This is a genomic window from Serratia sp. B501 (assembly GCF_051172315.1).
GTDB lineage: Bacteria > Pseudomonadota > Gammaproteobacteria > Enterobacterales > Enterobacteriaceae > Serratia > Serratia ureilytica.
In genome coordinates this window covers 213202-236810 of sequence record NZ_JBPIZB010000007.1, presented here as the reverse complement: position 1 = coordinate 236810, position 23609 = coordinate 213202, and the positions used below count along the sequence as shown (strand labels likewise).

Below are 23609 nucleotides of genomic sequence, written 5' to 3'. Positions count from 1 at the left end.
CCCGCCGGGCGCAGCAAACTGCGCCCCACCCTAATCATTATGGCTTATTTGATCGGTGTGGACGTGCCGTTGGCATGCCACTCGAACACGCCGAACTCGAAGCCTTTCAGGTCGCCCTTGTCATCCCAGGTCAGCGGCCCCATCACGGTGTCCACCGGCTTGCCGGTTTTCAGATCCTTGACGATGTCCGCCGGCTCCTGGCTGCCGCTGCGCTCCATGCCGGTGGTCAGCGACTGCAGCGCGGCATAGGTGGTCCAGACGAACGGGCCGGTCGGATCCAGCTTCTTGGCTTTCAACGCATCGACGATCGGCTGGTTGGCAGGCACCTGATCGTAGCGTTTCGGCAGCGTCACCAGCATGCCTTCCGAAGCGGCGCCGGCGATGTTGGACAGCGAGGAGTTGCCCACGCCTTCCGGCCCCATGAAGCGGGTGGTCAACCCGGCCTGTTTGGCCTGACGCAGGATCTGGCCCATTTCCGGGTAGTAACCGCCGAAGTACACGAAGTCGATATTCTCTTTCTTCAGGCGCGCCACCAGGGTGGAGAAGTCTTTGTCGCCGGCGGTGATGCCTTCGAACATCGCCACTTCGGTGCCCTGTTTTTTCAGGCTGTCGCGCACCGAGCGCGCCAGGCCTTCGCCGTATTGTTGCTTGTCGTGCACCACGGCGATGCGCTTCGGCTTGATGTCGCTGAGGATGTATTTGGCGGCGGTCGGGCCCTGATCCGAATCCAGGCCGGTGGTGCGCAGGATCATCTTGTAGCCGCGGGTGGTCAGATCGGCGTTGGTGGCCGCCGGGGTAATCATGATCACGCCTTCGTCTTCATAGATATCGGACGCCGGCTGGGTGGATGAGGAGCACAGGTGGCCGATCACGTAGCGAATGCCGTCGTTGATCACCTTGTTGGCGACCGCAACCGCCTGTTTCGGGTCGCAGGCGTCGTCGTATTCCACGCCGACCAGCTTGTCGCCCTTGATGCCGCCCTTGGCGTTAATGTCGGCAATCGCCTGGCGCGCGCCGGTAAACTCCATGTCGCCATACTGCGCGACCGGGCCGGACATTGCCCCGACGATCGCCACCTTGATGTCTTTCGCCATGGCCGCCTGGCTCATGGCCATCGCAATACAACCCGCCAGCAGTGCCTTACCTGTTGTTAATTTCATCCGCAAATCCCCATCTGTCGTTGTGAACGTACCTGTTGTTTTTGCCTGCGCCCGATCGTTATTGACCGCTTTTGTTATAAGTAATAATGATTTAGGCGTTTTATTGGCATTATTTTCTAATAAGACTTTATTTTTCATACCATTAAACAGGAATTTTCTGCTGCAAATCAACTTCATCCGACAGAAACAAGCGGTGTAAACAGGATAAAATTCGAATTAAATCTGTGCTGTTTACCTTGAGGCGTAGCGCGTTGTGCTGGTTAACAATCCGTTTACTAACTATTTACTCGGAAAATGCCCCGTGCAAAAAACATATTGCACAGTAATCGTACAGAAAAACTTACACAACGCTCTGCACAAGATCTATTACACTGTCGACATCATTTAGCTGCGCGGAAATTCTGCATGAAACTGACCATCGAGCGCCTGACCGCGCTGTCCCCGCAAGACCTTATCGACCTCGGTAAAATTTGGCCGCACCAGCAGCCGGAACAGTGGCAGAGCTGGCTGAGCGGCGGCAAGGCGCTGTTCGCCGCCCGCTTCAACGAGCGTCTGCTGGGCGCGGTGAAAATTGCGCTGCAGGACGACCGCGCCGAACTGCAGGATCTGCTGGTACGCGAAGTGACGCGCCGCCGCGGCGTCGGTCTTTACCTGGTGCAAGATGCACAGCGTCAGCTGCCGCAGGTCGCCCATTGGCAGCTGTCGACCGCCGGTCTGGCGCCGCGCGAACGTGGGGAAGTCGATAACTTCATGCGCGCCTGCGGCTTCGCGCCGCAGGGCGATCTCTGGCAAAAATGAAACGCCGGCTGGCGGCGCTGGTCTTGATTGCGCTGGGGTTGGCGGCCTGGTTCGCCGGGCGTCAGCAGGCGCTGCGCCAGTCCTCAGGCTGGGATCAGCAGGTTTACGTTTGGCAGCGGGTTTGGACGCCGCAACACGCCGATGCGCTGGCGCACAGCCGCGATCTGTTCGGCGCGCTGCGGGTGCTGGCGCTGCAGGTGCATCCACGCGAAGGCTGGCGGGAAATCCCGGCCGATCTCAGCCTGATGAAGCAGGACGGCCGCCCGCTCTGGCTGGTAGCGCGCCTCGACGGCCAGCTGCCGCAGCTGGACCAGGCGGCCATTATCCAGCGTCTGCTGGCGCTCGCTCAACGCTGGCAGGCGGCCGGGCTGCCCGTCACCGGCGTCGAGATCGATCATGACGCAGCCACGGCTCGCCTGCCGGATTACCAGCATTTTCTGCAGCGGCTGCGCCAACGGCTGCCCGCCGCTTTGCAACTCGGCATCACCGCCCTGCCGGCCTGGATCGGCTCGCCCAACTTGCCCGGCGTACTGCAACAGGCCGACAGTTCCGTTCTGCAAGTGCATGCGGTGCTCTCACCGCAGCAGGGGCTGTTTGACGGCCCGCTGGCGCTGCGCTGGGTGCGGCAGTACGCCGCCGTCACACCGAAGCCGTTTCGCGTCGCGCTGCCGGCCTATGGCATGGCGCTGCTGGGGTTTGATGCGCAGGGCGCGCAGGTAGAGAGCGAATCCTCGCTGCGCGTGGCCGGCAACAGCCGCGAACTCGCGGTCGCGCCGCAGCAGATCGCCGATTTTCTGCAGACGCTGGCGCAGCAAACGCCGCCCCGGCTGCGCGGCGTGATTTGGTTCCGACTGCCGCTGGCGGACGATCGGCGCGCCTGGTCGCTCGCCACGCTGCGAGCGGTGATCGAACGGCGGCCGCTGAATGTCGACTGGCAGGTAAAATTTAGGCCTCAGCCACAGCAAAACGGGCTGTATGATCTGATAATTCACAACAACGGGCCGGTGGACGCCCCGCTGCCGCAAGAGGTGGTCATCCGCGCCGACGACTGCCTGGCGGCGGACGCGGTCGGCAACTACCGGCTGGAATCCGCACCGCAACGGCAACGCTTTATTCGCATCAGCAGCGACCAGCTGCGCGCCGGGCAATCCCGGCCGCTGGGTTGGCTGCGCTGCCAACAACTGACGCCAGGAGGCACCCTTGTCACACCTTGATTCGCGCGCGGCACGGAACACCCGCCGCCTTCTTCCGCTGGCCATGCTGCTCGGCGCCGCACTGCCGCTGGGCGGCTATGCCTGCGGCCCGGATTTTCCTAACCGGCTGCTGATCGATCGCAACGGCACCCTGCTGTATATGCCGGAGGGCAATTTCGCCTTCGAAGCCGGCCGGCTGGTGCCGACGGATAAACAGTTGCCGCACTGGCAAGCCCCGCCGCCGCCGATGCCGCCGAAACCGATGCCGCAATCGCCGGAAACGATAGCGATAGGCAAAATGCGCGCCGCCAAAACGGTGGAAGAGGCTGACGCCGTCAATACGCAGGGGTTGTCCAACGCCGCGCGTCTCTATCAACTGGGCGCCGTGGCTTTCGCCAGCCACGATCCGCGCGCCGCAGACTATTTTCAGCAGGTGCTGAAGCTACCGGCCGCCGAGCAGGGCGACTGGGGACTGCGGGCGCAGTATTCGCTTGGCCGCGTACTGATGGCTGACCACGGGACGCCGGTGAACGAATCCGGTGAAGCGGCCCCCGCCGCCGAGCACCCGCCAAAAGCCGCGCTTGAACAGGCGCTGACGGCATTCCAGCAGGTGATCGACCGGGTGAAAAGCGGCGCCGCCGATCCCGATCAGTTGGCGTTGAGCAGCCTTGGGCAGCAGGCGCGCATCCACCTGTGGCTGGGTGACGTCGCCCCCGCCGCCCATCTGTACGCGCAACAGGCGGCGCAGGGCGATCCGAGCGGCGGGCAGTCGCTGCAGTACGTCTCCAGCTTCCTGGTCAACCCCGACCATTTGGACACGCTGAAACGGATTATCGGCGATCCGTTGATCCAGCAGCTGGTGACCATTGAGCTGTTCGCCCGCAGCGGCAACCTGCAAATGGCGGATACCGACGGCAACGGCCGCTCCGCGCAAATCATCAACCAGATCCTGACGCTGCTGGACGGCTCAGTGAAAAGCGGCTTCGCCGGCAGCGATCGGCTGGCGGCGCTGGCTTACCGTTCGGGGCAGTACCCGATGGCGGCCAGCCTGCTGAAAAACGCCGGCGACAGCGGCCTGGCGTGGTGGTTGCGCGCCAAAATGGCGCTGCGCGACGGTGACGTGAAAGCCGCCACCGCCGCCTACGCCAAGGCGGCAAGCGCGTTCCCCGCCGACGAAAGCTGGGGTGAACAGCGCAACGCCGACTTCGTCGCGGAAACCATCGTGCCCGAGTGCCGGGTGGCCGGCGAACAGGCCATCCTGGCGCTGAACCGAGGCGACTATCTGCAGGCGATGGACCTGCTGTATCGCGGCAAAGCGCTCTACTGGGCCGACGTGGCCGACGTGGCGGAACGGGTGCTGACCGTCGATGAGTTGAAAGGCTTTGTCGATAAGCACGCCCCGGCACCGACGACGCCGCTCAAGCCGGTTAATCCGGACGATTACGGCGGCCAGCAGATCACGCCGGAGGTGCAGCTGCGCGAACTGCTGGCGCGGCGGCTGATGCGCGTCGGGCGAGCGCCGGAGGCGCTGGCCTACTTCGATATCCCCAACTACCGGCAAGCCGCGCAGCAGTTCGCCGACGAGCTGAAGGCCGCCAAGGACAAATCCGCTGCGCCGCTGGCGCGTGCACAGGCTTACTATCGCGCCGCCAACCTGCTGCGCGCCCAAGGGCTGGAGTTTACCGGCTATGAGATGACGCCGGATTACGCCATCTATGGCGCCGGCTATTCCTATCTGGGGGATGCGTTCGATACCCGCGAGCTGAAGCATAAAAGCTGGATCGACAGCGCCGAAGCGGCGCGCGCCAAGGCGGCGCTACCGGAGGAAGACAACCGTTTCCTGCACTATCGCTGGCAGGCAGTGGGGTTGGCGCAACAGGCGGCCGATCTGCTGCCGCCAAAAAGCCAGGCCTATGCCGCCGTGCTGTGTAACGCCGCCAGCTGGGTTATCAAACGCGATGCCAAAACCGGCCGGGCGATTTATCAGCGCTACATCAACACCGGCACCCGCTACCCGTGGGCGGCGAAATTCGGCTACGACTGCCCGGCGCCGGACTTCGCCACCGTGGCGCCATAACGCCGAATATCAGGCACTAAAAAGCCCGGCAAGCCGGGCTTTTTTTCGAATCTCGCATCGACTCAGGCTTCGATCGCCATTTTCAGTTTCTTCATGGCGTTCTTTTCCAGCTGACGCACCCGCTCGGCGGAAACGCCGTACTGATCGGCCAGCTCCTGCAACGTCGACTTGTTGTCGTCATCCAGCCAGCGGGCGCGGATGATATGCTGGCTGCGCTCGTCCAGACCTTCCAGCGCATAGGCCAGTTTGTCTGCGGCGTTGCTTTCCCAGTTATCTTCCTCGATGCCTTCGGCGAAGTCGGAACTCTTGTCCTGCAGGTACAGCACCGGCGCCATCGACTGGCCATCGCGGGCCTCGTCGTCCGGAGTCGGATCAAAAGTCATGTCCTGCGCCGCCATGCGAGACTCCATCTCGCGCACGTCTTTGCTGGTGACACCCAGCTCGCGGGCCACCAGCTCCACTTCGTCCTGGTTGAACCAGCCCAAACGCTGTTTGGTTTTGCGCAGGTTAAAGAACAGCTTGCGCTGCGCTTTGGTGGTCGCCACTTTCACAATGCGCCAGTTGCGCAATACGTACTCGTGGATTTCCGCCTTAATCCAATGCACCGCAAAGGAAACCAGACGCACGCCGACTTCCGGGTTGAAGCGGCGAACGGCTTTCATCAGGCCGATGTTGCCTTCCTGAATCAGATCCGCCTGCGGCAGACCATAGCCTGAATAGTTGCGGGCAATATGAGCGACAAAGCGCAGGTGAGACAGGATGAGCTGCTTAGCGGCATCCAGATCGCCCTGATAATGCAGCCGTTCAGCCAGCTCCCGCTCTTCCTCTGCCGTCAGCATCGGATAGGCGTTGGCTGCCCGGATATAGGCTTCCAAGCTACCTTGGGGTACTAAGGCTAAAGTTTGCATTTCTTTGGTCATTCAAACCCTCTCTATGAGAATACAAAATCATGCAGGTGATTATTACAGCGGGGAAATGATTGATTCTACGGCAGTTGCTGAAGCAAAAGCGGTTCCACACGCCGGGCACCTTAACATTTGCTGCAATTTTTGACCGTACCCCGCCCTAAAAGTTCACCCTTTTTTGCAAGCATTGTTGCTGACAATACGTGACGAGGGTGCAGGCCGATAGGGAATTTGTGCGCTAAGAAGAGAGGGATGGTGCTGACTTCGCTTGAGGTCACTCTTCTCCCGCAACGCGATCAAAAGCAGCAGGAGAAGAGTATACCAAAAAAATCTTACTGTGGTGTAAATCGGCGTAAATGTTGCACCGTCGCCAGCCAGGCGGCGATCCAGCCGATCATCGCGGAGATGATCAGCAGCAGCAGCGCCTCATCCCATCCCAGCCCGTGCAAGGTGAAGGTGGTGCCGAATACCTTGGCCACCCCGGCGACCACCGACTCCAGCTGCCACACCAGCGCGCCGGACAACACCAGCGACAGCAGCGCGCCGGCAAAGCCCAGCATCGCCCCGCCGTTGAGGAACGGCCGCAGGATAAAGCCGTCGGTGGCGCCGATCAGCTTCATCACGTTAATGGTGTCGCGGCGGCTGAAGATGCTCAGACGCACGCTGTTGCCGATCACCAGGAACACCGCCACGATCATCAGCACGCCGATGATCGCCGCGATCTGGCCCGCCAGCCCGGTCAGCGCCGCCAGGCGGGCAAACCAGCTGTCATCCATGCGCACTTCTTCCACGCCCTGCACCGCCGCTACGCGATCGCGCAGGGTGTTGAGGGTATCCGAACTCTGGAAGCTCATCTTCGGCGTGACGATCGCCACCGCCGGCAGCGGGTTCTCTTCCAGCATGTCCAGCGCGCCGCCAAAGCCCGACCAGTTGCGGAACTCGCCGCGCGCTTCTTCACGCGACAGGTAATTGACCTTCTCCACGCCGGCTTCCGCCTTGATGGCGTCGAGCACTTTCAGCGCGGCGTCGTCATCGAGCGATTTATCCAGATAAACGGTCAGCTGCGGCGTTGGATACCACTGGCTGGCCGCGGTGCTGACGTTTTTCCACACGATGTAGCACACGCTCGGCAGCGTCAGGGAAATGGCGATCACCATCACCGTCAGCAGCGTCGCCAACGGCTGACGCAGCATGTCTTTGATGGCGTTCATCCAGGCGTAACGCCACTGTTCGCGCCAGCCGCCGCGCAGCGCCTTGCTCTTGGCGGTTTTTGCGTTATTGGCCATGGTGAGCGCCCCCTTGCATGCGGCCCTGGCTCAGCGTCAGGATGCGGTAATTGCGGCGGGCGATAAGCCCGGTGTCGTGCGTCGCCATCAGTACGGTCACGCCGACGCGGTTGAATTCTTCAAACAGGCGCAGAATGCCTTCCGACAGCGCATCATCCAGGTTACCGGTCGGTTCATCCGCCAGCAGCACCGCCGGCTTGTTCACCACCGCACGGGCGATGCCCACGCGCTGCTGCTCACCGCCGGACAGCTGAATCGGGAAGTTTTTCGCTTTATCCAGCAAACCGACCTTGTCCAGCGCGGCGGAAACGCGGCGGCGGATATCTTCGGTGCTGGCGCCGGCGATGATCAGCGGCATCGCCACGTTGTCATACACCGTGCGATCCAGCAGCAGGTGGTGATCCTGGAAGATCATGCCGATCTGCCGACGCAGGAACGGCACCTCGCGGTTTTTCAAGCGACTGATGTCGTGACCGCCAAACCAGATGTGGCCGGCGCTGGGCCGTTCGATACCGCAAATCAGTTTCAGCAGGGTACTTTTCCCCGCGCCGGAATGGCCGGTCAGAAACGCCATCTCCGCCGGGCGCAGATGGAAATCAACCCCCTGCAGCGCTTGCCGTCCGCCCAGATAAGCTTTACTGACCTGTTCAAAGCGAATCATCCGTATTAATCCTCTCGGGCAAAAAGTGCCTCAATAAAATCGTCAGCCTTAAACGGCCGCAAATCTTCGATGCCTTCCCCGACGCCGATATAGCGGATCGGGATACCGAACTGATCGGCGATGGCGAAGATCACCCCGCCCTTGGCGGTACCGTCCAGTTTAGTCAGCGTGATGCCGGTTAAGCCCACGGCCTCATTAAATAATTTCGCCTGACTGACCGCATTCTGGCCGGTGCTGGCATCGAGCGTCAGCATAACCTCATGGGGGGCCTGGTCGTCCAGTTTTTTCATGACGCGGACGATCTTCTTCAGCTCTTCCATCAGGTGCGATTTGTTCTGCAGACGGCCGGCGGTATCGGCGATCAACACATCAATGCCGCGCGCCTTGGCGGCCTGCACTGCATCGAAGATCACCGAAGCGGAATCCGCGCCGGTATGCTGCGCCACCACCGGAATGCGGTTGCGTTCACCCCACACCTGCAGCTGCTCCACCGCGGCGGCGCGGAAGGTATCCCCCGCCGCCAGCATCACCGACTTGCCTTCCGCCTGGAATTGACGCGCCAGCTTACCGATGGTGGTGGTTTTACCCACGCCGTTCACGCCGACCATCAGGATGACATACGGGGTTTTCCCGCTGACATCCAGCGGCTGATCGACCTTGGCCAGAATTTCGGACATTTCCTCCTTCAGCTTGCCGTACAGCGCTTCGGCGTCTTTCAGCTGCTTGCGGCTGGCGTGCTGGGTCAGGGAGGTGATGATTTTGCGCGTGGTATCCACACCAACATCAGCGATCAGCAGCTGTTCTTCCAGCTCGTCGAACAGATCGTCGTCGATCTTTTTACCGCGGAACAGCCCCATAAAGCCGGAGCCGAGGTTTTGTTTGGTCTTCAGCAGGCTGCGCTTCAGGCGGGCGAAGAAGCCTTCTTTGGTCGGTCTTTCCTGTTCTTGCGCCGCGGCCGGCACCACCGGCTCAAGCGGTTCTTCTTCCACTTCCGGCACGGATTCAGGTTCAACGACCGACACAGGCTCGACGACCGGCTCTGGCTCAACGACCGGCTCTGGCTCAACGACCGGCTCAGGTTCAACGACCGGCTCAGGCTCAACCACCGGCTCTGGCTCAACGACCGGCTCTGGCTCAACGACCGGCTCTGGCTCAACGACCGGCTCTGGCTCAACGACCGGCTCAGGCTCGACGACCGGCTCAGGTTCAACGACCGGCTCTGGCTCAACGACCGGCTCAGGCTCAACGACCGGCTCAGGCTCGACGACCGGCTCAGGTTCAACGACCGGTTGCTGTTGCGCCGCCACCTGTTCAGTGACGCTGACGATCTCTTCGGCCAGCGCTTGCGCCGCCGGCTGTTCAGCCGCCGCCGGCAAATTTTCCGCGATTTGCTCGCCGGCCTGACCGTTATCCCACTCTCCCGGGGTGTCGACGGAGGCGGCAGGTTCAGATTCCTGGGCGGGGAGCTTGTCGTCCAGCTTGGCGGCGGCCGGTGCAGCCGGCGTCTGCGCGGCCTGAGCTTCCGCCTGCTCTACCGGCTGCTCAGGTTGCTGTTGCTCTTCTTCCTTTTCCTTCTGGCCAAAGCCCAGCCAGGAGAAAAACCCACGTTTCTTATCTTTTGCCATGTTATGACTCTACTCCGTACCGAAGGCTCGCTTACCCTACATACCTGAAGGATATATGCTGACAATAATCCGCCGAGTCTATCACTTTCCCTCGCGCAGCAACACGCATCCGGCATGCTTTCCGGTGTGAAATCAGACAACAAAGTTTTACCGTTCCCCCCGACGCCCGTCACCGGTAGAATAGGGACAACTTTTCGTTAACCTCTGCGGCCCCGCGCCGCAAAAGAAATCAAACAACGCTTATGACAAGACTCTCGCCACGGGCGGCGGCCAAAAAACCGCCCCAGGCCGCAGCCGGACAGATCCGCATCATCGGCGGCCAATGGCGCGGCCGTAAGCTCCCGGTGCCGAACAGCCCGGGGCTGCGCCCCACGACCGATCGGGTACGCGAAACCCTGTTCAACTGGCTGGCGCCGGTGATTCAGGGCGCGCGCTGCCTGGACTGCTTCGCCGGCAGCGGCGCATTAGGGCTGGAAGCGCTGTCGCGCTATGCCGGCAGCGCCACGCTGTTGGAATTCGAGCGGCCGGTGGCGCAGCAGCTGGAAAAAAATCTGGCGCTGCTGCAGGGCAAAGGGGTGGTTATCAACACCAACGCGCTGAGCTGGCTGGCGGGCGACGGTCAACCGTTCGACGTGGTGTTCCTCGATCCGCCGTTTCGCAAAGGCCTGCTGGCGGAGACCGTCTTGTTGCTGGAGCAGCGGGGCTGGCTGGCCGACGAGGCCTGGATCTATGTAGAAGCCGAGGCGGAAAGCGCCGCGGCAGACGTGCCTGCCAGCTGGCAGTTGCACCGGGAGAAGGTCGCCGGTCAGGTGGCTTATCGCCTTTATCTTCGTTCGCAAGAGAAAACCGACCATGCTGATTAATCTGGGCCGCCTGCTGATGCTGTGCGTATGGGGCTTCCTGCTCTCTAACCTGTTCCATCCGTTTCCCAAGCCGCTGAAGTATTTCATCGACGTGGCGCTGTTCTTTATGGTGGTGATGCACGGCCTGCAGCTGGTGCTGTTGAAATCCACCCAGCCGAAGGATCAGCCGATCAGCTACTGGCAAGAGGCCAAGATCTTTATCTTTGGCGTGTTCGAGCTGCTGGCCTGGCAAAAGAAACAGCCGCCCATCAAGAAGAAGTGACCGCTACGGCTGAACGGTGAACGAGACGAAGCGCGTGCCCTGCATGTTTAACGTGCCCTGCGCGCCTTTTTCTATCGGGTTGTACTGCCATTGCTTCAGCCGCAGCGTAATGTCTTCACCGCCCTGGTTCGGGCTGAACACCACCTCGTAATACATCGGCTCGTTGACCAACGGCTCGCGCTGCGGCGCACGGGTCTTGGCGACCGGCACCGCGCGTTTGTCGCTCACCGTCACCTGCAGACTGCGCATCGGCGCGCGATCGTTTTCCGCCTCCTGCTGGCGCTGTTTGAAGTAACGTTGCGTGGCCAGCACGGCGATCAACGCAATGACGGCGACAAAAAATAGCGGTGGCTTACTCATCGGTTTCCCATTTCCTTCATGGTCAAATCGGCGTAAACATAGCATTCTCAAGAAAGCATTGTCGATCGTCGGCAGGCTACCTACACTGAAATGAAGAAGTGACATGGGTGACAGTTTGGAGCCGGTGGTTGCGGCTCCCTCCTACATCTACATAAGGAAGACATAAATGAGTTGGCCGTTCCTTGCCGTATTCTTTTCCGGTTGGCTGTTCGTCGACGCCTCTTACCGTGGGCCGCGCTGGCAGCGTTGGGTGTTCAAACCCGTCACGCTGCTGCTGCTGTTGCTGTTGGCCTGGCAGGCGCCGGTGCTCAGCGCCGCGGGTTATCTGATCGTACTCGGCCTGCTGGCAACGCTGATCGGCGATGCGCTGCTTCTGTTGCCGCGCGAGCGGGTGCTGTACGCCATCGGCGCCTTTTTCCTGTCCCACTTGCTGTACACCCTGAGTTTCGCCAGCCAGATGACGTTCAGTCTGTTCTGGCCGCTGCCGCTGGCGCTGCTGGCGATCGGCGCATTGCTGCTGGCCGCCCTTTGGACCCGGCTGGAAGAGATGCGGTGGCCGATCGTCACCTATGTGGCGATGACGCTGCTGATGGTCTGGCTGGCGGGCGAGCAATATTTCCTGCGCAGCACCGATTTCGGCTTCTCGCTGCTGACCGGCACCTCGCTGCTGCTGCTGGCCAACGTGGTTTGGCTGCTCAACCGCTACCGCTTCACCTTCCGCGCGGCGGACGCCATCGTGGCTTTCTGTTACTTTTCCGGCCACTTCCTGATCGTGCGTTCGCTCTACCTGTAGAGACCTGCCGCGGGTTCGGCACGCCGAACCCGTTTCTTCATCAAGCCAGCGCTTTCAACGTCAGGGCATCGCCCGCCCCCAGCTGATTGCGGTACAGATCGCCGTCGCGCGAGAAGAACGCCAGCGTGCTGCCATCCGCCTGCAGCAGGGCGATGCCGTCCGGCGCCGGGCGCCAGCCCACCACCTCGGCCGCAAATACGCTTTGCAGACAACGCTGCCGATCCACCAGCTGGTAGCCGTTGGTCTCGCTTTGCTCATTGGCCAGAAACTCGATTTGGCATTGCCTTTCGCTGTCGGCTACCTGCCATTGCCCCGCCAGCGACTGCGCGGTCGGCAGCGCCAGACTGCCGGCCATCACCGCACTCGTCACCATCATGCCTCCCGCCGCCAGGGCGGCGCGCGTTAAAGTACCTTTCATACCGGCTCCCACATCACGCCCGGCCGAGACTGCACCGGGCGCTCCGTTGCTGCGTTACACGATAAAGTCAGTGGCGACGTCTACCTGACCGACGATTTTCACCAGGAAGTCCGGCGCCTGATGACCACCGATGTTCACCGACAAATCGGTCACGTTGTTGGACGCGTTGTAGCTCAGCAGCGCTTCACCGGCCGCGCCGCTGAAGTGATCGACGAAGTGAATGAAATCGCTGCTCTGCGCCTCTTTGTTGAAGAACGACAGATCAATCTTGTCGATCCCTTTCTGGAAGTCGCGGATCCAGTCTGAAGCGCCCGGCGCGGAATCGCTGGCGGCAGAGAACACGAAGATGTCTTTACCGGCACCGCCCCACAGCTCATCCGCCCCGCCGCCGCCGAACAGCACGTCGTTACCCGCGCCGCCTTTCAGCACGTTATTGGCCGCGTTGCCGACGATCACGTCGTTGCCGGAACCGCCAATGGCGTTCTCGATGGTCACACCGGCGGCGATCGAGACGTTGCCTTTCAGGCCGCCCACGTCGGAGAACGACTTCTCGTTCAGGTTGATGCGCTGGTTAGCGGTGTAACCGGAGAAGTCGAAGGTATCGTTGCCGCCCGCATCCCACACCGCAAAGATCAGTTTTTGCGCGTTGCTGGTGGTGCTGAGGAAGTCACGACCGGTGTTGGAGTTAAAACCGTACACGGTGTCGCCGGTGCGGGTCGACAGGTTGGCGCCATACAGATGTTGAATGGCGGCAATGTCATCCAGCAGCGGAGCTGCGGCGTAATGACCGCCGTTATCGCCACCGGTGTTGGTTTCGCTCCAGTAGCTCATCAGGCTGAACTGGCGGGTGTCTTCCGCATAAGTGACGTCGCGATAGGTCGGGTTGCCTTCACCGGCGTTGTAATCGCCCGGGTGGCTCAGACCCAGCGCATGGCCAATCTCATGGGTGAACGTCTGGCGGCCGTAGTCTTCGGTCGCCGGATGCTTCACGTTGGACTGGTTGACGTTGTACCAGGTCTGGCCTCCCAGATCCTGCCCCTGCCAAATGGTGTTCGGCAGGAAGGCGTAGGCCTGGGTGCCGTAATCATAGTGGCCGGGACGATCCTGGCTGTAGTTACCGAAGGTGATGTTGGCCTTTTGTCCGGCCGCCACTTCGGTAAAGGTGATATTGGCGACGTCGGCCCAGGACTGCAGCGACAGCTTAGCCTGCTGCTGCTGTTCCGCGCTGAACTTGCTCAGCCCGGTGTCGCCGGCGACGTTGGTGGAAGAGAACTTATAGTCCGGGAAGGAGAAGGTTAATTTGACCGGCTGGCCAAATACCTTGTAACCGTTCCAGGTTTGGTTCTCACGGGTAATAAACAGCCCAGCTTGCTCGTTAGAAAATGAATCCTTGCCATTAATCTGAATCCCGTTGCCCCGCTCATGATAATGCAACAGGTCGTCTACAGCATCGTAGCCGGTTGTGGCGGCCGCGAAGTTGGATTCAGTAATTTCAATTGCCTTTTTAGTAGATTGCATTGGTTCGATTCCACTCATTACCTGATTGATATCAATCAGACAGATAGACATAACCTCCCCGTAAGCCACGGTTAATGAACCTTAAGCTTGCTGGAAGGGGCTTATGCGCCGTTACCGGCAGTGTGTTTGGTAGAATTAATGCATATATATCAGCAAATAAGATCACCATTAAAAATGGTAATCGATTCCAATTATAGGCAGGACCGCAAAACTGCACATAAAATAATCAACCATTTATTATCGCAACGAAAGTTTGTTATGCTACTTTTTGCGCTTATTTACAAAACAAATGAAACTTAGAGAGGAGAAGTTGGCACCAAACTTCAATAGCAATGCGGCTTGCAGACACAAGCGAATCATGCTGGCTAATTAGGCGCCAAAAGATAAATTTTGCTAACGCGTTATAGATAAATAACTCTTTATTATTAGACCGGGCGACTTTTTAGTTTCTATAGGAATATTATTTTCTTATTTAAACTAACGGCGGCGAGACTTTTTCTCGAAATAGGTAATAAGAAAAAGCAATAGATTAAAATTCGCATTATTCATTATTGAATGAATCCCCCCATAACGCCTGAACGCCGTTAGCAATAATTCTCATCCGGCGCTTGACTCTGGAGTGGACTCCAGGGTGTAGAGTCAGCTGAGCAAACCCGGTTAACTGCCCGAAGGGGGACGTTATGCACAATCAGCAAAATCATAATCATCAGGAACATCACCACGCCGAAGGCGGATGCGGTTGCAACCACAGCCACAGCAAAACCCAGCATGGCTGCAGCAGCGAACCGAAAAACGCCGCTGCGCAGACCGAACACGCCCATCACCATCACGATCATGGCGAGAGCGGCTGCTGCGCCGCCGCCCACGACGATCCGGACGAGGAAAGCGACAGGCTGGCCGCCGCTCCCCCTTCCGGCAGCCAACGTTTCAGCTGGAAAGTCACCGGTATGGACTGCCCCAGCTGCGCCAAGAAAATCGAAAATGCCGTCACCGCGCTCCCCGGCGTTGACAGCGCACGCGTATTGTTCGCCACCGAAAAACTGGTGGTCGACGCACAGTCCGATATCAGCCTGCGGATCCAGGACGCGGTCGCCCAGGCCGGTTTTACCCTGCTCGGCGCTCAGACCGCCAAAGATGCCGCGCCAAAAGCCTCGCGCTTCGGCGAATTTGCGCCGCTGCTGTTGTTAACCACCCTGATGGTGGTCAGTTGGGTGCTGGATCGGATTAACCCGGAGCTGGGTCGCATCGCCTTTATCGCCACCACGCTGGTCGGGTTGGCGCCGGTCGCCGCCAAGGCGCTGCGTCTGATTCGCTCCGGCACGCCGTTCGCCATCGAAACGCTGATGAGCGTGGCGGCCATCGGCGCGCTGTTCATTGGCGCCACCGCCGAGGCGGCGATGGTGCTGCTGCTGTTTATGGTTGGCGAGCTGCTGGAATCCTACGCCGCCAACCGTGCGCGGCGCGGGGTGAAGGCGCTGATGGAGCTGGTGCCGGAAGATGCTCTGCTGCTGCAAGGAACGGAACGCAAACGCGTGCCGGTCTCCAGCCTGCGCCCCGGCGACGTGATTGAAATCGCGCCCGGCGGGCGTCTGCCGGCCGACGCCGAGCTGCTCAATCCGTTCGCCAGCTTCGACGAAAGCGCCCTGACCGGCGAATCGGTGCCGGTCGAGCGTCAACAGGGGGAAAAAGTGGCCGCCGGCAGCCTGTCCGTCGATCAGGCGGCACAGATGAAGGTGATCTCAGAGCCCGGCAAAAACGCCATCGACCGCATTCTGCAATTGATTGAAGAGGCCGAAGAGCGCCGCGCGCCGATCGAACGCTTCCTCGATCGCTTCAGCCGCTACTACACCCCGGCCATCATGCTGCTGGCCGTCGCGGTGATCCTGGTGCCGCCGCTGCTGTTCTCGCAGCCGTGGGAGACCTGGATCTATCGCGGCCTGACGCTGCTGCTGATCGGCTGTCCATGCGCGCTGGTGATCTCGACGCCGGCGGCCATCACATCCGGGCTGGCGGCCGCCACGCGGCGCGGCGCACTGATTAAAGGCGGTGCGGCGCTGGAGCAACTGGGCCAGATTCAAACCATCGCCTTCGATAAAACCGGTACCCTGACCGAAGGCAAGCCGACGGTCACCGACGTGCTGCCCATCGGCGCGCTCACCGAACAACGGCTGTTGCAGCTTGCCGCCGCGGTAGAGGCCGGTTCACATCACCCGCTGGCGCAAGCGATCATTAACCGCGCCGCCGCCAGCGGTGCCGAGCTGCCGCTGGCGCAGGCGCGCCGCGCCCTGGCCGGGGTCGGTGTGGAAGGGATCGTGGACGGCAAGACCGTGCTGATCAGCGCTCCGGGCAAGCTGGCGCCGGGCCTGCTCGCCACCCAATGGCAGAGCCAGGTAGACAAGCTGGAAAACGCCGGTAAAACGGCGGTGGTGGTGCTGGAAGACGGCGCGCCCATCGGCTTGCTGGCGCTGCGTGATACGCTACGCAGCGACGCCAAACAGGCGATAGCCGAACTGAACGAGCTCGGTATTCGCGGCGTGATGCTGACCGGGGACAACCCGCGCGCCGCCGCGGCGATCGCCGGCGAGCTGGGCCTCGACTATCGCGCCGGTCTGTTGCCGGAAGATAAGGTCGCCGCGGTTACCGAGCTGAACGAACTGCGCCCGACGGCGATGATCGGCGACGGCATCAACGACGCCCCGGCGATGAAAGCCTCCAACATCGGCATCGCCATGGGCAGCGGCACCGATGTGGCGCTGGAGACCGCCGACGCCGCCCTGACCCACAACCGGCTGGTGGGCGTCGCGGAAATGATCCGCATCTCGCGCGCCACCCACGCCAATATCCGGCAAAACATCACCATCGCGCTGGGATTGAAAGGGGTCTTTCTGATCACCAGCCTGCTGGGGTTAACCGGGCTGTGGCTGGCAGTGCTGGCGGACTCCGGCGCCACCGCGCTGGTCACCGCCAACGCGCTGCGGCTGTTGAGAAAGCGCAGCTAAGCTCTGAAACAAACACGGGCGCGGCATACCGCGCCCGTTGTCATTTGGGGGAGGGAACTTTTAACTCGGCCGCGCCGCCGTTAGACACCTTTCCGTAACAGATAACGGTATGGCGCCTGCTCGGTCTCCTGCGCCACCAGCGTGTGCTCCATAAAACGGCAAAACCCCGGGATATCGCGGGTAGTGGCCGGATCGTCGGCGATAATCAGCAGCGTTTCGCCGTTGTCCATATGGCGCACGGTTTTGCGCACCATCATCACCGGTTCCGGGCAACGCAGCCCCAGCGCGTCGAGCGTCTGGTCTGCCTGGGCAAATAAGTCAGTCATGCAATTTTTCTCGTTCAAAAACGATCGGCGAACGCTCGCCGCATCTCATTAGCGCCTAGTTTACGCCGGTAGTTTTTCTGCGCAAGATGCGTTAACGTTTGCGTTAAATTTAACCATTGCATTGGTTGCGCAAACGCGTATCATGCCGCCGCGCAGCGTTTTTTGCTGTTTTGACAAGACACACTGGGTTCCCTCACCCCACTGCTAAAAAGGCTACAAGTATGTATTCGTTTACCGCACAGCAGCGCTTCACGGCGTTGGTCTGGCTTTCGCTGTTTCATATCGCCATCATTACCTCCAGCAACTACCTGGTGCAGCTGCCGATCAGCGTTTTCGGCTTCCATACCACCTGGGGCGCCTTTACCTTCCCGTTTATCTTTCTGGCGACCGATCTGACCGTGCGCATCTTCGGCGCGCCGCTGGCGCGGCGCATCATCCTGGCGGTGATGGTGCCGGCGCTGTTCATCTCCTACGTGATCTCCACCGTCACCTATCAGGGAGAATGGCAGGGCTTCGCCGCGCTGAGCAGTTTTAACCTGTTCGTAGCACGCATCGCCGTGGCCAGCTTTATGGCCTATGTGCTCGGCCAGATCCTCGACGTACACGTCTTCAACCGCCTGCGTCAACGCAGCGCCTGGTGGGTGGCGCCGGCGGCGGCGATGTTCCTCGGCAACATCAGCGATACGCTGGCGTTCTTCTTCATCGCCTTTTATAAGAGCAGCGATCCCTTCATGGCCAACAACTGGGTGGAGATCGCGCTGGTGGATTACAGCTTCAAAGTAATGATCTGCCTGCTGTTCTTCCTGCCGATGTACGGCGTGTTGCTGAACATGCTGCTCAAACGCATCGCGGCGCGCAGCGGCAGCCTGCAGCCGGGCTGAGTCGTGTTATTCTGGGCGGCCTTATCCTTTGGAGGCCGCTCATGACCCCAATCGTCCGCACCGCCACGCTCGAAGAAATCCACCGCCTTTACCAACGCATCCCCGAATTCGGCGGCCTGCACAGCCTGGCCGATCTGCAGCAACGTATCGGCGCCGCCCCCGCCAGCCTGTTGATCGCCGAGATAGGCGGGCAGCCGGCCGGTTTCAAACTCGGTTATCAACGGCAGGAAACGGTGTTTTACAGCTGGCTGGGCGGCGTGCTGCCGGCATTCCGTCGCCACGGCGTGGCGCAGGCCTTGTTGGCCGAACAAGAGCGCTGGGCGCGGGCGCTGGGCTATCGCCAACTGACGGTCAAAACCCGTAACCGGTTCCGCGCCATGCTGACGATGCTGCTCGCCCATCACTATCAGATTGTTCATCTGGAAAAGAAAGGCGAAGTGGCTGATTATCGGCTATTACTGGAAAAAAACTTGTGACAACATCTGCCTTGCATTTCAACCTGGAATAGGTTGCGATACGACAGTGAATCCCTACCGGAAAGGAAGAAGGAAGCCCGATGCGTAAAGTAGCGAAATTGATGGGTATCAGCCTGCTGGCGCTTGGCCTCGCGGCCTGCGACGGCAACACCAAAGACACCAAGGCAGCGCCAGACGGCGCGGCGGCCAGCGCGCCGGCCGGGCAGCAGGTGAGCCTGCTGGACGGTAAACTGGCGTTCACCCTGCCGGTCGGCATGGCGGATCAGAGCGGCAAGCTGGGCAACCAGGCCAACAACATGCATGTTTACGCAGACAGCACCGGTCAGCGCGCAGTGATCGTCATCTTGGGCGACAAGACCGCCGACAGCCTGGAGACCCTGGCCAAGCGCCTGGAGAACACCCAGCGCGCGCGTGACGCCAACCTGCAGGTGATCACCAACAAAGCGCTCGACGTCAACGGTGTGCCGCTGCGTCAGCTGGACAGCATCATCACCAGCGGCGGCGAGAAAGCCTATTCTTCCGTCCTGATCGGTTCGCTGAACAACAACATGCTGACCATTCAGGTGACGCTGCCGGCGGACAATCAGCAGCAGGCGCAGACTGAAGCCGAAGGCATCATCTCCACCCTGAAGCTGAAACCATAATCCCGCAGGGGCCGGTTTGCCGGCCCTTTAGTTTTTATGCCAACGCCTGCGCCAGCAGGGTGATCGGGTGTTCGCAGCGCTTGCTGGTGGACATTTCTATCTGCCATTTGCAGGTCTCGCAGTCGGTCACCACCAGATCCACTCCGCTCTCTTCTATCTGCCGGAACAGCGGCGCGCCAATGCCTTGCGACGTGGCGTAGTTCTCCGATTTGAACCCGTAAGTGCCGGCGATGCCGCAGCACTGCGAATCCAGCACCACCAGCTCCAGTCCCGGTATCTGCCGCAGCAGCTCCAGGGTATAGGCGGTCCAGCCCATCTTCTCCATATGGCAAGGCGTGTGATAAGCCACCCGCAGCGGCGTGCGCTTGAGCGGCAGGCTGCGCCCCTGATTGATCAGGCGATAGAGATAGCGCGTCGCCAGCTCCACCCGATCGCGCACCGCAGTGGTGTCTACGTCCAGCAGATGAGGGTATTCGTCACGCAGGGTGAAGGTGCAGCTCGATGAGGTCGCCACCACCGGAATGCCGCGCTCCAGCACCGTTTCCTGCAGCGATTCGGCATTGACCCTGGCCTGCTTTTTAGCCTGGTCGATAAACCCGTTGGCGATCAGCGGCACGCCGCAGCATTTCTCGCGTTTCAGCAGTTGCACGCCGATATCCAGCGCGTTGAACACCCGGACCAAATCCTTGCCCAGCTGCGGGTGGTTATAGTTGACGAAGCAACCGTGGAAAAATGCCACCTGCTCGGCGTAACGCTGCTGAGCCTGCGCCTGTTGCCGGTACCAGCGGCGGAAGGTGCCGAAGGAATATTTCGGCAGTTCGCGCCGGTGATCGATCTTCAGCGCCTTGTCCAGCAGCTTGCGCACCGGTTTCAACCCGGTGGCGGCGTTGACGATCGGCGCAAACGGCGTCGACAGCGATCCCATGATATCGGTATGGCTGAGGATGGCATCGCGCAGCGTCGGCTTGCTCTGGGCGAAGTCGGCGCGGGCGCGTTGAATGATGTCGCCGATTTTGACGTCGGACGGGCAGGCCACTTCACAACGCTTGCAGTTGGTGCAGTATTTCAGCGCTTCGTCGTACAGCGCCGGGTCTTTCAGCCGCAGCCGCTCACCGTCCGGCCCCGCCTGTTTCGGTCCCGGGTAAAGCGGGTTCACTTTGGCGACCGGGCAGTAGGTGGTACAGACGGTGCATTTGATGCAGCTTTCAAAGCTGTGGTCCCGATGCAGGCTCATACGTTCTCCTCCGCGGCGATCTGCTGCGCGACGTGCAGCGCGCCGATCAATGACACGCCGGCGCCGCAGCCCTGCTGCAGCGGATCGTAGCCGCCGGCGACCGCACCGATGGCGTACAGGTTGTCGAACGGCACTCCCTGCTTCATCGCCCGCAGTCTGCCGTCGGTGCGCACGCCGAACTGCAGGTAAGGCTGCGGCGCGAACAGCTCACGTCGGCTCCAGTCGGCGCGATCCGCCCGGCTGTGAACGTCCAGCCCGAAGATCGGTTCGCGCACCCCGTCGAAATCGGCCACCAGTCCATTGCTGAAGAAGCTGCCGCTGGCCAGCACCACCTGCTGCGCCCGCAGCGGAATATCGCCGTGGTTGCGGGTGTACAAACCGGTGACGCGGCTGGCCTCGCTCTCGGCGCGCAGCACGCTGTCGCCCGGCATGAAAACGCCGCCCAACTGCTGGAAACGCCGCCGCAGCGCCTGATGCAAGCGCATGCCGGGCACCGAAGGCGGCAACGTCGGCAGCAGTCGGATCGGCTTGCCGACCGCATCCTGCAGCACCGCCAGCGACGCGTCGTCCTCCAGGCCCAGACAGGCCGGCAGGAAGAGCGCCTCGGCCTCGCCCGCCAGCCGCCGCAGCTCTTCGGCCATCGGCGGCAGGCTTTCCATCAAATCCAGTACCCGGGCGATGTTCACCGCGCGGAACTCGCTGGGGTTATTGCGCAATCTGTCCAGCGCCGGCATGTGCAGATAGGCCACGTCCGTCTGCACGCCGAGCTCGCGGCTCAGGGCGTCGGCGGCCATCTGCGGTTGGAAGTCGAGGAACCCTTCGATGCCGATCACCGCAATACGCCGCCACGGCAGTTGGCCGGTCAGCGGCAGCGTCGGGATCGCTTGCGGGCTGAGCCAGGTGGCGCGGCGCGTGCCTAGCGGCGTGATGCGCAGATGGTTGTTCACCCCCTCGCCCTGCAGATTCAACCCGCAGCGTTCCAGCAGCCGCTGCGCGGCGGCGGACAGCGCCGCCACCCGGCCGGGCCCGATCAGGGCGTACGGATGCTGCGGCGCCTGTTGCGCCAGCTGCGGCAACGCCGCCAGCGGCATCTCGACCGGCGTGCCGTCCGGCAATCTCGCCAGCAGATCGAGCGAGCCGGAGGAGAAGTAGAGCGCGCTCTGGCCAGAACTGACCACCGCACAGCGCTTGCCCTGTTCGGCCACGGCAATGGCGCAGCTCAGGCCCGCCAGACCACCGCCAATCACCACGACGTCAAATCGCATCATCCGCCTCCTGCTCCTGGTCGGCCTGGGCTTCAAGCCCGCATAATCCCTGGTAAACCCAGCTGGTGAATTCGCTCTCGCGCAGCGCATCGCCCCAGGCGATCGGCCGTACGCCTTTCCAGCGTTCGTTGAGGAACTGCGACAGCTGCGCGATGGATTGCTGCGGCGTGCTGACGTTAAAGCGCGTCAACAGCCCGGCGGCGCGGCAGGCGCAGAGTTCGCCTTGGCAGGTGCCCATGCCAACACGGGTGCGGCGGCGCAGATCCACCAGGTTATTGACGGTCAGCGAGTTGACCGCATAGCGCACTTCCCCGGCGGTCACCGCCTCGCATTCGCACACCAGGCTGGTGTCGAGCCGATCGGCCGCCGGCACCTGGCTGGCGCGATCGCCGTGGCGGTAAATTGCCGAGCCGCGAATGCTGGCGGGCAGAGAAACCACGCTGCGCACCGTTTCCTCCGCCGACTGACGGGATCCGGGCAGCGCGTCCTGCGCGGTGGTGCACGGACTATTTACGCCGAGCTTTTCGCATACCTTGTCGGTGGCCCACTCCGCCATCAGGCGGTAGGTCATCAGCTTGCCGCCGGTAATGGTGATAAACCCTTCCAGCCCGTCGCGGGCGGCGTGATCGAGCAGCACGATGCCGCGGCTGACGTTGCGCCCGCTGGGATCGTCGTCGCTGGCTACCAGCGGCCGCACCCCGGCATAGGCGCGCAAAATGCGGGTCTGCGCCAGGGTGGGCGCCAACAGCGCCCCTTCGCGGATCAGAATGTCCACCTCCTGCGGGGTCACCAGCATGTTGTCAATTTGGTCGTAGTCGATATGGGTCGAGGTAGTGCCGATCAGCGAGATGGTGTCGCCCGGCACCAGGATGTCGGCGTCCGCCGGTTTGCGGCAGCGGTTGATCACCATGTTGTTGATGCGATGGCCGAGGATCAGCAGCGCTCCCTTGGCCGGGAACATGCGGATGCGCAAATCGGCGTATTCGGCGATCTGCTGGCCCCAGATGCCGGCGGCGTTGACCACCACCGGCGCGTGCAGCTCATAGCGCCGCTGATTCTGATGGTCGTAAACGCGCACGCCCGTCACCCGATCGCCGCTGCGCAGCAACCCCACCACCTGATGGTAGGTCAGGATCTGCGCGCCGTGCTCGCGCGCGTCCAGCATATTGGCGGCGGTCAGCCGGAAGGGATCGACGGTGCCGTCCGGCACCCGCACCGCGCCGATCAGCGCCGGGTTAGCCGCCGGCTCCAGTCGCAGCGCCAGCTGCGGGTCGATCGCTTCGGCGTCGATGTCGGCCTGGCGACAGGCGGCGATAAACTGCTGCTGATAGTCCAGCGAGTCTTGCGGCAAGGTGATGAACAGCCCGTCGGTGCGCTCGATACAGTGATGCGCGATGCGTTTCAGGATGCGGTTCTCTTCTATGCATTCGCGCGCCGACTCGCCGTCGGTCACCGCATAGCGCGCGCCGCTGTGCAGCAAACCGTGGTTGCGGCCGGTGGCGCCGGTGGCGATGTCGTGGCACTCCAGCAAAATGCATCGCAAGCCGCGCCGCGCACAGTCGCGGGCAATGCCTGCGCCGGTGGCGCCGCCGCCGATGATGATCACATCCGTTTCGCCGCCGTCAAAATAGCTGCTCATGTCGCTCCCTCAGGATCGGTAGTTATGAGCCTATTGAGCCACGGTTATTAGGGTCTTTGTTTGATAAGGAACAATAACGAACATGAAACGAAATAAAAATGTCCACAAAAAACCATCAATGTGATCATAATCACGATTTTTGGACGTTTTTCTATTTCATAACGTTAACGAATCGCTCAAAATCCGCCGTGGTTTCATGAAAGTGTAACAATTGCGCCATTCGTCA

At 61.3% G+C, this 23609-nt stretch carries 22 protein-coding genes; 10 read left to right on the top strand and 12 right to left on the bottom strand.

Annotation, left to right across the window (positions count from 1 at the left end; all coding sequences use genetic code 11):
• Nucleotides 1-44 precede the first annotated feature (44 nt).
• Nucleotides 45-1160, bottom strand: coding sequence for a branched-chain amino acid ABC transporter substrate-binding protein (locus ACSBQV_RS20135; RefSeq protein WP_004934358.1), 1116 nt, complete (start codon nucleotides 1158-1160; stop codon nucleotides 45-47).
• A gap of 405 nt (nucleotides 1161-1565) precedes the next feature.
• On the opposite strand from ACSBQV_RS20135, the gene panM reads away from it, so the two are divergent.
• From panM to ACSBQV_RS20120, 3 genes are read left to right on the top strand one after another with little or no spacing between them, the layout of a single operon-like run.
• On the top strand, nucleotides 1566-1958 hold the full coding sequence (gene panM, locus ACSBQV_RS20130; RefSeq protein WP_004934355.1) for an aspartate 1-decarboxylase autocleavage activator PanM: 393 nt from the start codon (nucleotides 1566-1568) through the stop codon (nucleotides 1956-1958).
• The gene (locus ACSBQV_RS20125; RefSeq protein ID WP_099782450.1) at nucleotides 1955-3172 is read left to right on the top strand and encodes a DUF3142 domain-containing protein; all 1218 of its coding nucleotides are present in this window, start codon (nucleotides 1955-1957) and stop codon (nucleotides 3170-3172) included. Before panM ends, ACSBQV_RS20125 begins: the two co-directional genes overlap by 4 nt.
• Before the next feature lie 43 nt (nucleotides 3173-3215).
• Nucleotides 3216-5228, top strand: a complete 2013-nt coding sequence (locus tag ACSBQV_RS20120) for a hypothetical protein (RefSeq protein WP_434991503.1) — start codon at nucleotides 3216-3218, stop codon at nucleotides 5226-5228.
• A 62-nt stretch (nucleotides 5229-5290) separates the two neighbouring features.
• On the opposite strand, the gene rpoH is transcribed toward ACSBQV_RS20120, so the two are convergent.
• From rpoH to ftsY, 4 genes are all read right to left on the bottom strand, one after another.
• On the bottom strand, nucleotides 5291-6148 hold the full coding sequence (gene rpoH, locus ACSBQV_RS20115) for an RNA polymerase sigma factor RpoH (RefSeq protein ID WP_004934345.1): 858 nt from the start codon (nucleotides 6146-6148) through the stop codon (nucleotides 5291-5293).
• 317 nt (nucleotides 6149-6465) lie between these two features.
• Nucleotides 6466-7419 (bottom strand): permease-like cell division protein FtsX, encoded by a 954-nt coding sequence (gene ftsX / locus ACSBQV_RS20110; protein ID WP_033636680.1) that lies wholly within the window; start codon nucleotides 7417-7419, stop codon nucleotides 6466-6468.
• Nucleotides 7409-8080 carry a cell division ATP-binding protein FtsE gene (gene ftsE / locus ACSBQV_RS20105; RefSeq protein WP_004934337.1) on the bottom strand — a complete coding sequence of 224 codons (672 nt, stop codon included), beginning with the start codon at nucleotides 8078-8080 and terminating at the stop codon, nucleotides 7409-7411. The genes ftsX and ftsE overlap by 11 nt, the downstream gene beginning before the upstream one ends.
• Nucleotides 8081-8085: 5 nt before the next feature.
• Complete coding sequence (ftsY, locus tag ACSBQV_RS20100; protein WP_099789500.1) at nucleotides 8086-9705, bottom strand: signal recognition particle-docking protein FtsY; 1620 nt, start codon at nucleotides 9703-9705, stop codon at nucleotides 8086-8088.
• Nucleotides 9706-9947: 242 nt separating this feature from the next.
• Between ftsY and rsmD the strand changes: the two genes are divergently transcribed.
• Together rsmD and ACSBQV_RS20090 are read left to right on the top strand one after the other, a co-directional pair.
• Nucleotides 9948-10568 (top strand): 16S rRNA (guanine(966)-N(2))-methyltransferase, encoded by a 621-nt coding sequence (gene rsmD, locus ACSBQV_RS20095; RefSeq protein WP_042783457.1) that lies wholly within the window; start codon nucleotides 9948-9950, stop codon nucleotides 10566-10568.
• The gene (locus ACSBQV_RS20090) at nucleotides 10558-10830 is read left to right on the top strand and encodes a DUF1145 family protein (protein ID WP_004934327.1); all 273 of its coding nucleotides are present in this window, start codon (nucleotides 10558-10560) and stop codon (nucleotides 10828-10830) included. The genes rsmD and ACSBQV_RS20090 overlap by 11 nt, the downstream gene beginning before the upstream one ends.
• 3 nt (nucleotides 10831-10833) lie before the next feature.
• Here ACSBQV_RS20090 and ACSBQV_RS20085 read toward each other — a convergent pair whose 3' ends face one another.
• Nucleotides 10834-11190, bottom strand: coding sequence for a DUF2500 domain-containing protein (locus ACSBQV_RS20085; RefSeq protein ID WP_089192358.1), 357 nt, complete (start codon nucleotides 11188-11190; stop codon nucleotides 10834-10836).
• Between the two features lie 166 nt (nucleotides 11191-11356).
• Here ACSBQV_RS20085 and ACSBQV_RS20080 point away from each other — a divergent pair, with 166 nt between their 5' ends.
• Nucleotides 11357-11983, top strand: coding sequence for a lysoplasmalogenase (locus ACSBQV_RS20080; protein WP_033644998.1), 627 nt, complete (start codon nucleotides 11357-11359; stop codon nucleotides 11981-11983).
• 40 nt (nucleotides 11984-12023) lie between these two features.
• Here the strand turns inward: ACSBQV_RS20080 and ACSBQV_RS20075 are convergent, their stop codons facing one another.
• Both ACSBQV_RS20075 and ACSBQV_RS20070 read right to left on the bottom strand, forming a co-directional pair.
• A complete protein-coding gene (locus tag ACSBQV_RS20075; protein ID WP_025304893.1) occupies nucleotides 12024-12401 on the bottom strand; it encodes an AprI/Inh family metalloprotease inhibitor in 378 nt (125 codons plus the stop codon).
• A gap of 54 nt (nucleotides 12402-12455) precedes the next feature.
• Nucleotides 12456-13919, bottom strand: a complete 1464-nt coding sequence (locus tag ACSBQV_RS20070; protein WP_033652421.1) for a serralysin family metalloprotease — start codon at nucleotides 13917-13919, stop codon at nucleotides 12456-12458.
• Between the two features lie 680 nt (nucleotides 13920-14599).
• Here ACSBQV_RS20070 and ACSBQV_RS20065 point away from each other — a divergent pair.
• Nucleotides 14600-16918 carry a zinc/cadmium/mercury/lead-transporting ATPase gene (locus ACSBQV_RS20065; RefSeq protein ID WP_099782453.1) on the top strand — a complete coding sequence of 773 codons (2319 nt, stop codon included), beginning with the start codon at nucleotides 14600-14602 and terminating at the stop codon, nucleotides 16916-16918.
• A gap of 80 nt (nucleotides 16919-16998) precedes the next feature.
• On the opposite strand, the gene tusA is transcribed toward ACSBQV_RS20065, so the two are convergent.
• Nucleotides 16999-17244, bottom strand: a complete 246-nt coding sequence (gene tusA, locus ACSBQV_RS20060) for a sulfurtransferase TusA (RefSeq protein WP_025304890.1) — start codon at nucleotides 17242-17244, stop codon at nucleotides 16999-17001.
• Between the two features lie 221 nt (nucleotides 17245-17465).
• On the opposite strand from tusA, the gene ACSBQV_RS20055 reads away from it, so the two are divergent.
• The 3 genes from ACSBQV_RS20055 (at nucleotide 17466) to ACSBQV_RS20045 (ending at nucleotide 19245) form a co-directional block, all read left to right on the top strand.
• Nucleotides 17466-18125, top strand: a complete 660-nt coding sequence (locus ACSBQV_RS20055; RefSeq protein ID WP_033652423.1) for a 7-cyano-7-deazaguanine/7-aminomethyl-7-deazaguanine transporter — start codon at nucleotides 17466-17468, stop codon at nucleotides 18123-18125.
• A gap of 41 nt (nucleotides 18126-18166) precedes the next feature.
• Nucleotides 18167-18601, top strand: a complete 435-nt coding sequence (locus tag ACSBQV_RS20050; RefSeq protein WP_099782455.1) for a GNAT family N-acetyltransferase — start codon at nucleotides 18167-18169, stop codon at nucleotides 18599-18601.
• Nucleotides 18602-18681: 80 nt separating this feature from the next.
• Complete coding sequence (locus ACSBQV_RS20045) at nucleotides 18682-19245, top strand: DcrB family lipoprotein (RefSeq protein ID WP_099782456.1); 564 nt, start codon at nucleotides 18682-18684, stop codon at nucleotides 19243-19245.
• Between the two features lie 34 nt (nucleotides 19246-19279).
• Here the strand turns inward: ACSBQV_RS20045 and glpC are convergent, their stop codons facing one another.
• From glpC to glpA, 3 genes are read right to left on the bottom strand one after another with little or no spacing between them, the layout of a single operon-like run.
• On the bottom strand, nucleotides 19280-20479 hold the full coding sequence (glpC, locus tag ACSBQV_RS20040; protein WP_038874129.1) for an anaerobic glycerol-3-phosphate dehydrogenase subunit GlpC: 1200 nt from the start codon (nucleotides 20477-20479) through the stop codon (nucleotides 19280-19282).
• The gene (glpB, locus tag ACSBQV_RS20035) at nucleotides 20476-21744 is read right to left on the bottom strand and encodes a glycerol-3-phosphate dehydrogenase subunit GlpB (RefSeq protein WP_089195354.1); all 1269 of its coding nucleotides are present in this window, start codon (nucleotides 21742-21744) and stop codon (nucleotides 20476-20478) included. Before glpB ends, glpC begins: the two co-directional genes overlap by 4 nt.
• Nucleotides 21734-23383 (bottom strand): anaerobic glycerol-3-phosphate dehydrogenase subunit A, encoded by a 1650-nt coding sequence (gene glpA, locus ACSBQV_RS20030; RefSeq protein ID WP_099782457.1) that lies wholly within the window; start codon nucleotides 23381-23383, stop codon nucleotides 21734-21736. Before glpA ends, glpB begins: the two co-directional genes overlap by 11 nt.
• Nucleotides 23384-23609 lie beyond the last annotated feature (226 nt).

What these genes read in the sequence shown, in the direction of transcription:
- ftsX (WP_033636680.1), bottom strand. Translation starts at nt 7,419, where the DNA reads ATGGCCAATAACGCAAAAACCGCCAAGAGCAAGGCGCTGCGCGGCGGC.
- ACSBQV_RS20070 (WP_033652421.1), bottom strand. Translation starts at nt 13,919, where the DNA reads ATGCAATCTACTAAAAAGGCAATTGAAATTACTGAATCCAACTTCGCG.
- glpC (WP_038874129.1), bottom strand. Translation starts at nt 20,479, where the DNA reads ATGAGCCTGCATCGGGACCACAGCTTTGAAAGCTGCATCAAATGCACC.
- ACSBQV_RS20085 (WP_089192358.1), bottom strand. Translation starts at nt 11,190, where the DNA reads ATGAGTAAGCCACCGCTATTTTTTGTCGCCGTCATTGCGTTGATCGCC.
- rsmD (WP_042783457.1), top strand. Translation starts at nt 9,948, where the DNA reads ATGACAAGACTCTCGCCACGGGCGGCGGCCAAAAAACCGCCCCAGGCC.
- ACSBQV_RS20080 (WP_033644998.1), top strand. Translation starts at nt 11,357, where the DNA reads ATGAGTTGGCCGTTCCTTGCCGTATTCTTTTCCGGTTGGCTGTTCGTC.
- ACSBQV_RS20125 (WP_099782450.1), top strand. Translation starts at nt 1,955, where the DNA reads ATGAAACGCCGGCTGGCGGCGCTGGTCTTGATTGCGCTGGGGTTGGCG.
- ACSBQV_RS20065 (WP_099782453.1), top strand. Translation starts at nt 14,600, where the DNA reads ATGCACAATCAGCAAAATCATAATCATCAGGAACATCACCACGCCGAA.
- rpoH (WP_004934345.1), bottom strand. Translation starts at nt 6,148, where the DNA reads ATGACCAAAGAAATGCAAACTTTAGCCTTAGTACCCCAAGGTAGCTTG.
- glpA (WP_099782457.1), bottom strand. Translation starts at nt 23,383, where the DNA reads ATGAGCAGCTATTTTGACGGCGGCGAAACGGATGTGATCATCATCGGC.
- ACSBQV_RS20135 (WP_004934358.1), bottom strand. Translation starts at nt 1,160, where the DNA reads ATGAAATTAACAACAGGTAAGGCACTGCTGGCGGGTTGTATTGCGATG.
- tusA (WP_025304890.1), bottom strand. Translation starts at nt 17,244, where the DNA reads ATGACTGACTTATTTGCCCAGGCAGACCAGACGCTCGACGCGCTGGGG.
- ACSBQV_RS20120 (WP_434991503.1), top strand. Translation starts at nt 3,216, where the DNA reads ATGCTGCTCGGCGCCGCACTGCCGCTGGGCGGCTATGCCTGCGGCCCG.
- ACSBQV_RS20045 (WP_099782456.1), top strand. Translation starts at nt 18,682, where the DNA reads ATGCGTAAAGTAGCGAAATTGATGGGTATCAGCCTGCTGGCGCTTGGC.
- ftsE (WP_004934337.1), bottom strand. Translation starts at nt 8,080, where the DNA reads ATGATTCGCTTTGAACAGGTCAGTAAAGCTTATCTGGGCGGACGGCAA.
- ACSBQV_RS20075 (WP_025304893.1), bottom strand. Translation starts at nt 12,401, where the DNA reads ATGAAAGGTACTTTAACGCGCGCCGCCCTGGCGGCGGGAGGCATGATG.
- ACSBQV_RS20090 (WP_004934327.1), top strand. Translation starts at nt 10,558, where the DNA reads ATGCTGATTAATCTGGGCCGCCTGCTGATGCTGTGCGTATGGGGCTTC.
- panM (WP_004934355.1), top strand. Translation starts at nt 1,566, where the DNA reads ATGAAACTGACCATCGAGCGCCTGACCGCGCTGTCCCCGCAAGACCTT.
- ACSBQV_RS20055 (WP_033652423.1), top strand. Translation starts at nt 17,466, where the DNA reads ATGTATTCGTTTACCGCACAGCAGCGCTTCACGGCGTTGGTCTGGCTT.
- ftsY (WP_099789500.1), bottom strand. Translation starts at nt 9,705, where the DNA reads ATGGCAAAAGATAAGAAACGTGGGTTTTTCTCCTGGCTGGGCTTTGGC.
- ACSBQV_RS20050 (WP_099782455.1), top strand. Translation starts at nt 18,167, where the DNA reads ATGACCCCAATCGTCCGCACCGCCACGCTCGAAGAAATCCACCGCCTT.
- glpB (WP_089195354.1), bottom strand. Translation starts at nt 21,744, where the DNA reads ATGCGATTTGACGTCGTGGTGATTGGCGGTGGTCTGGCGGGCCTGAGC.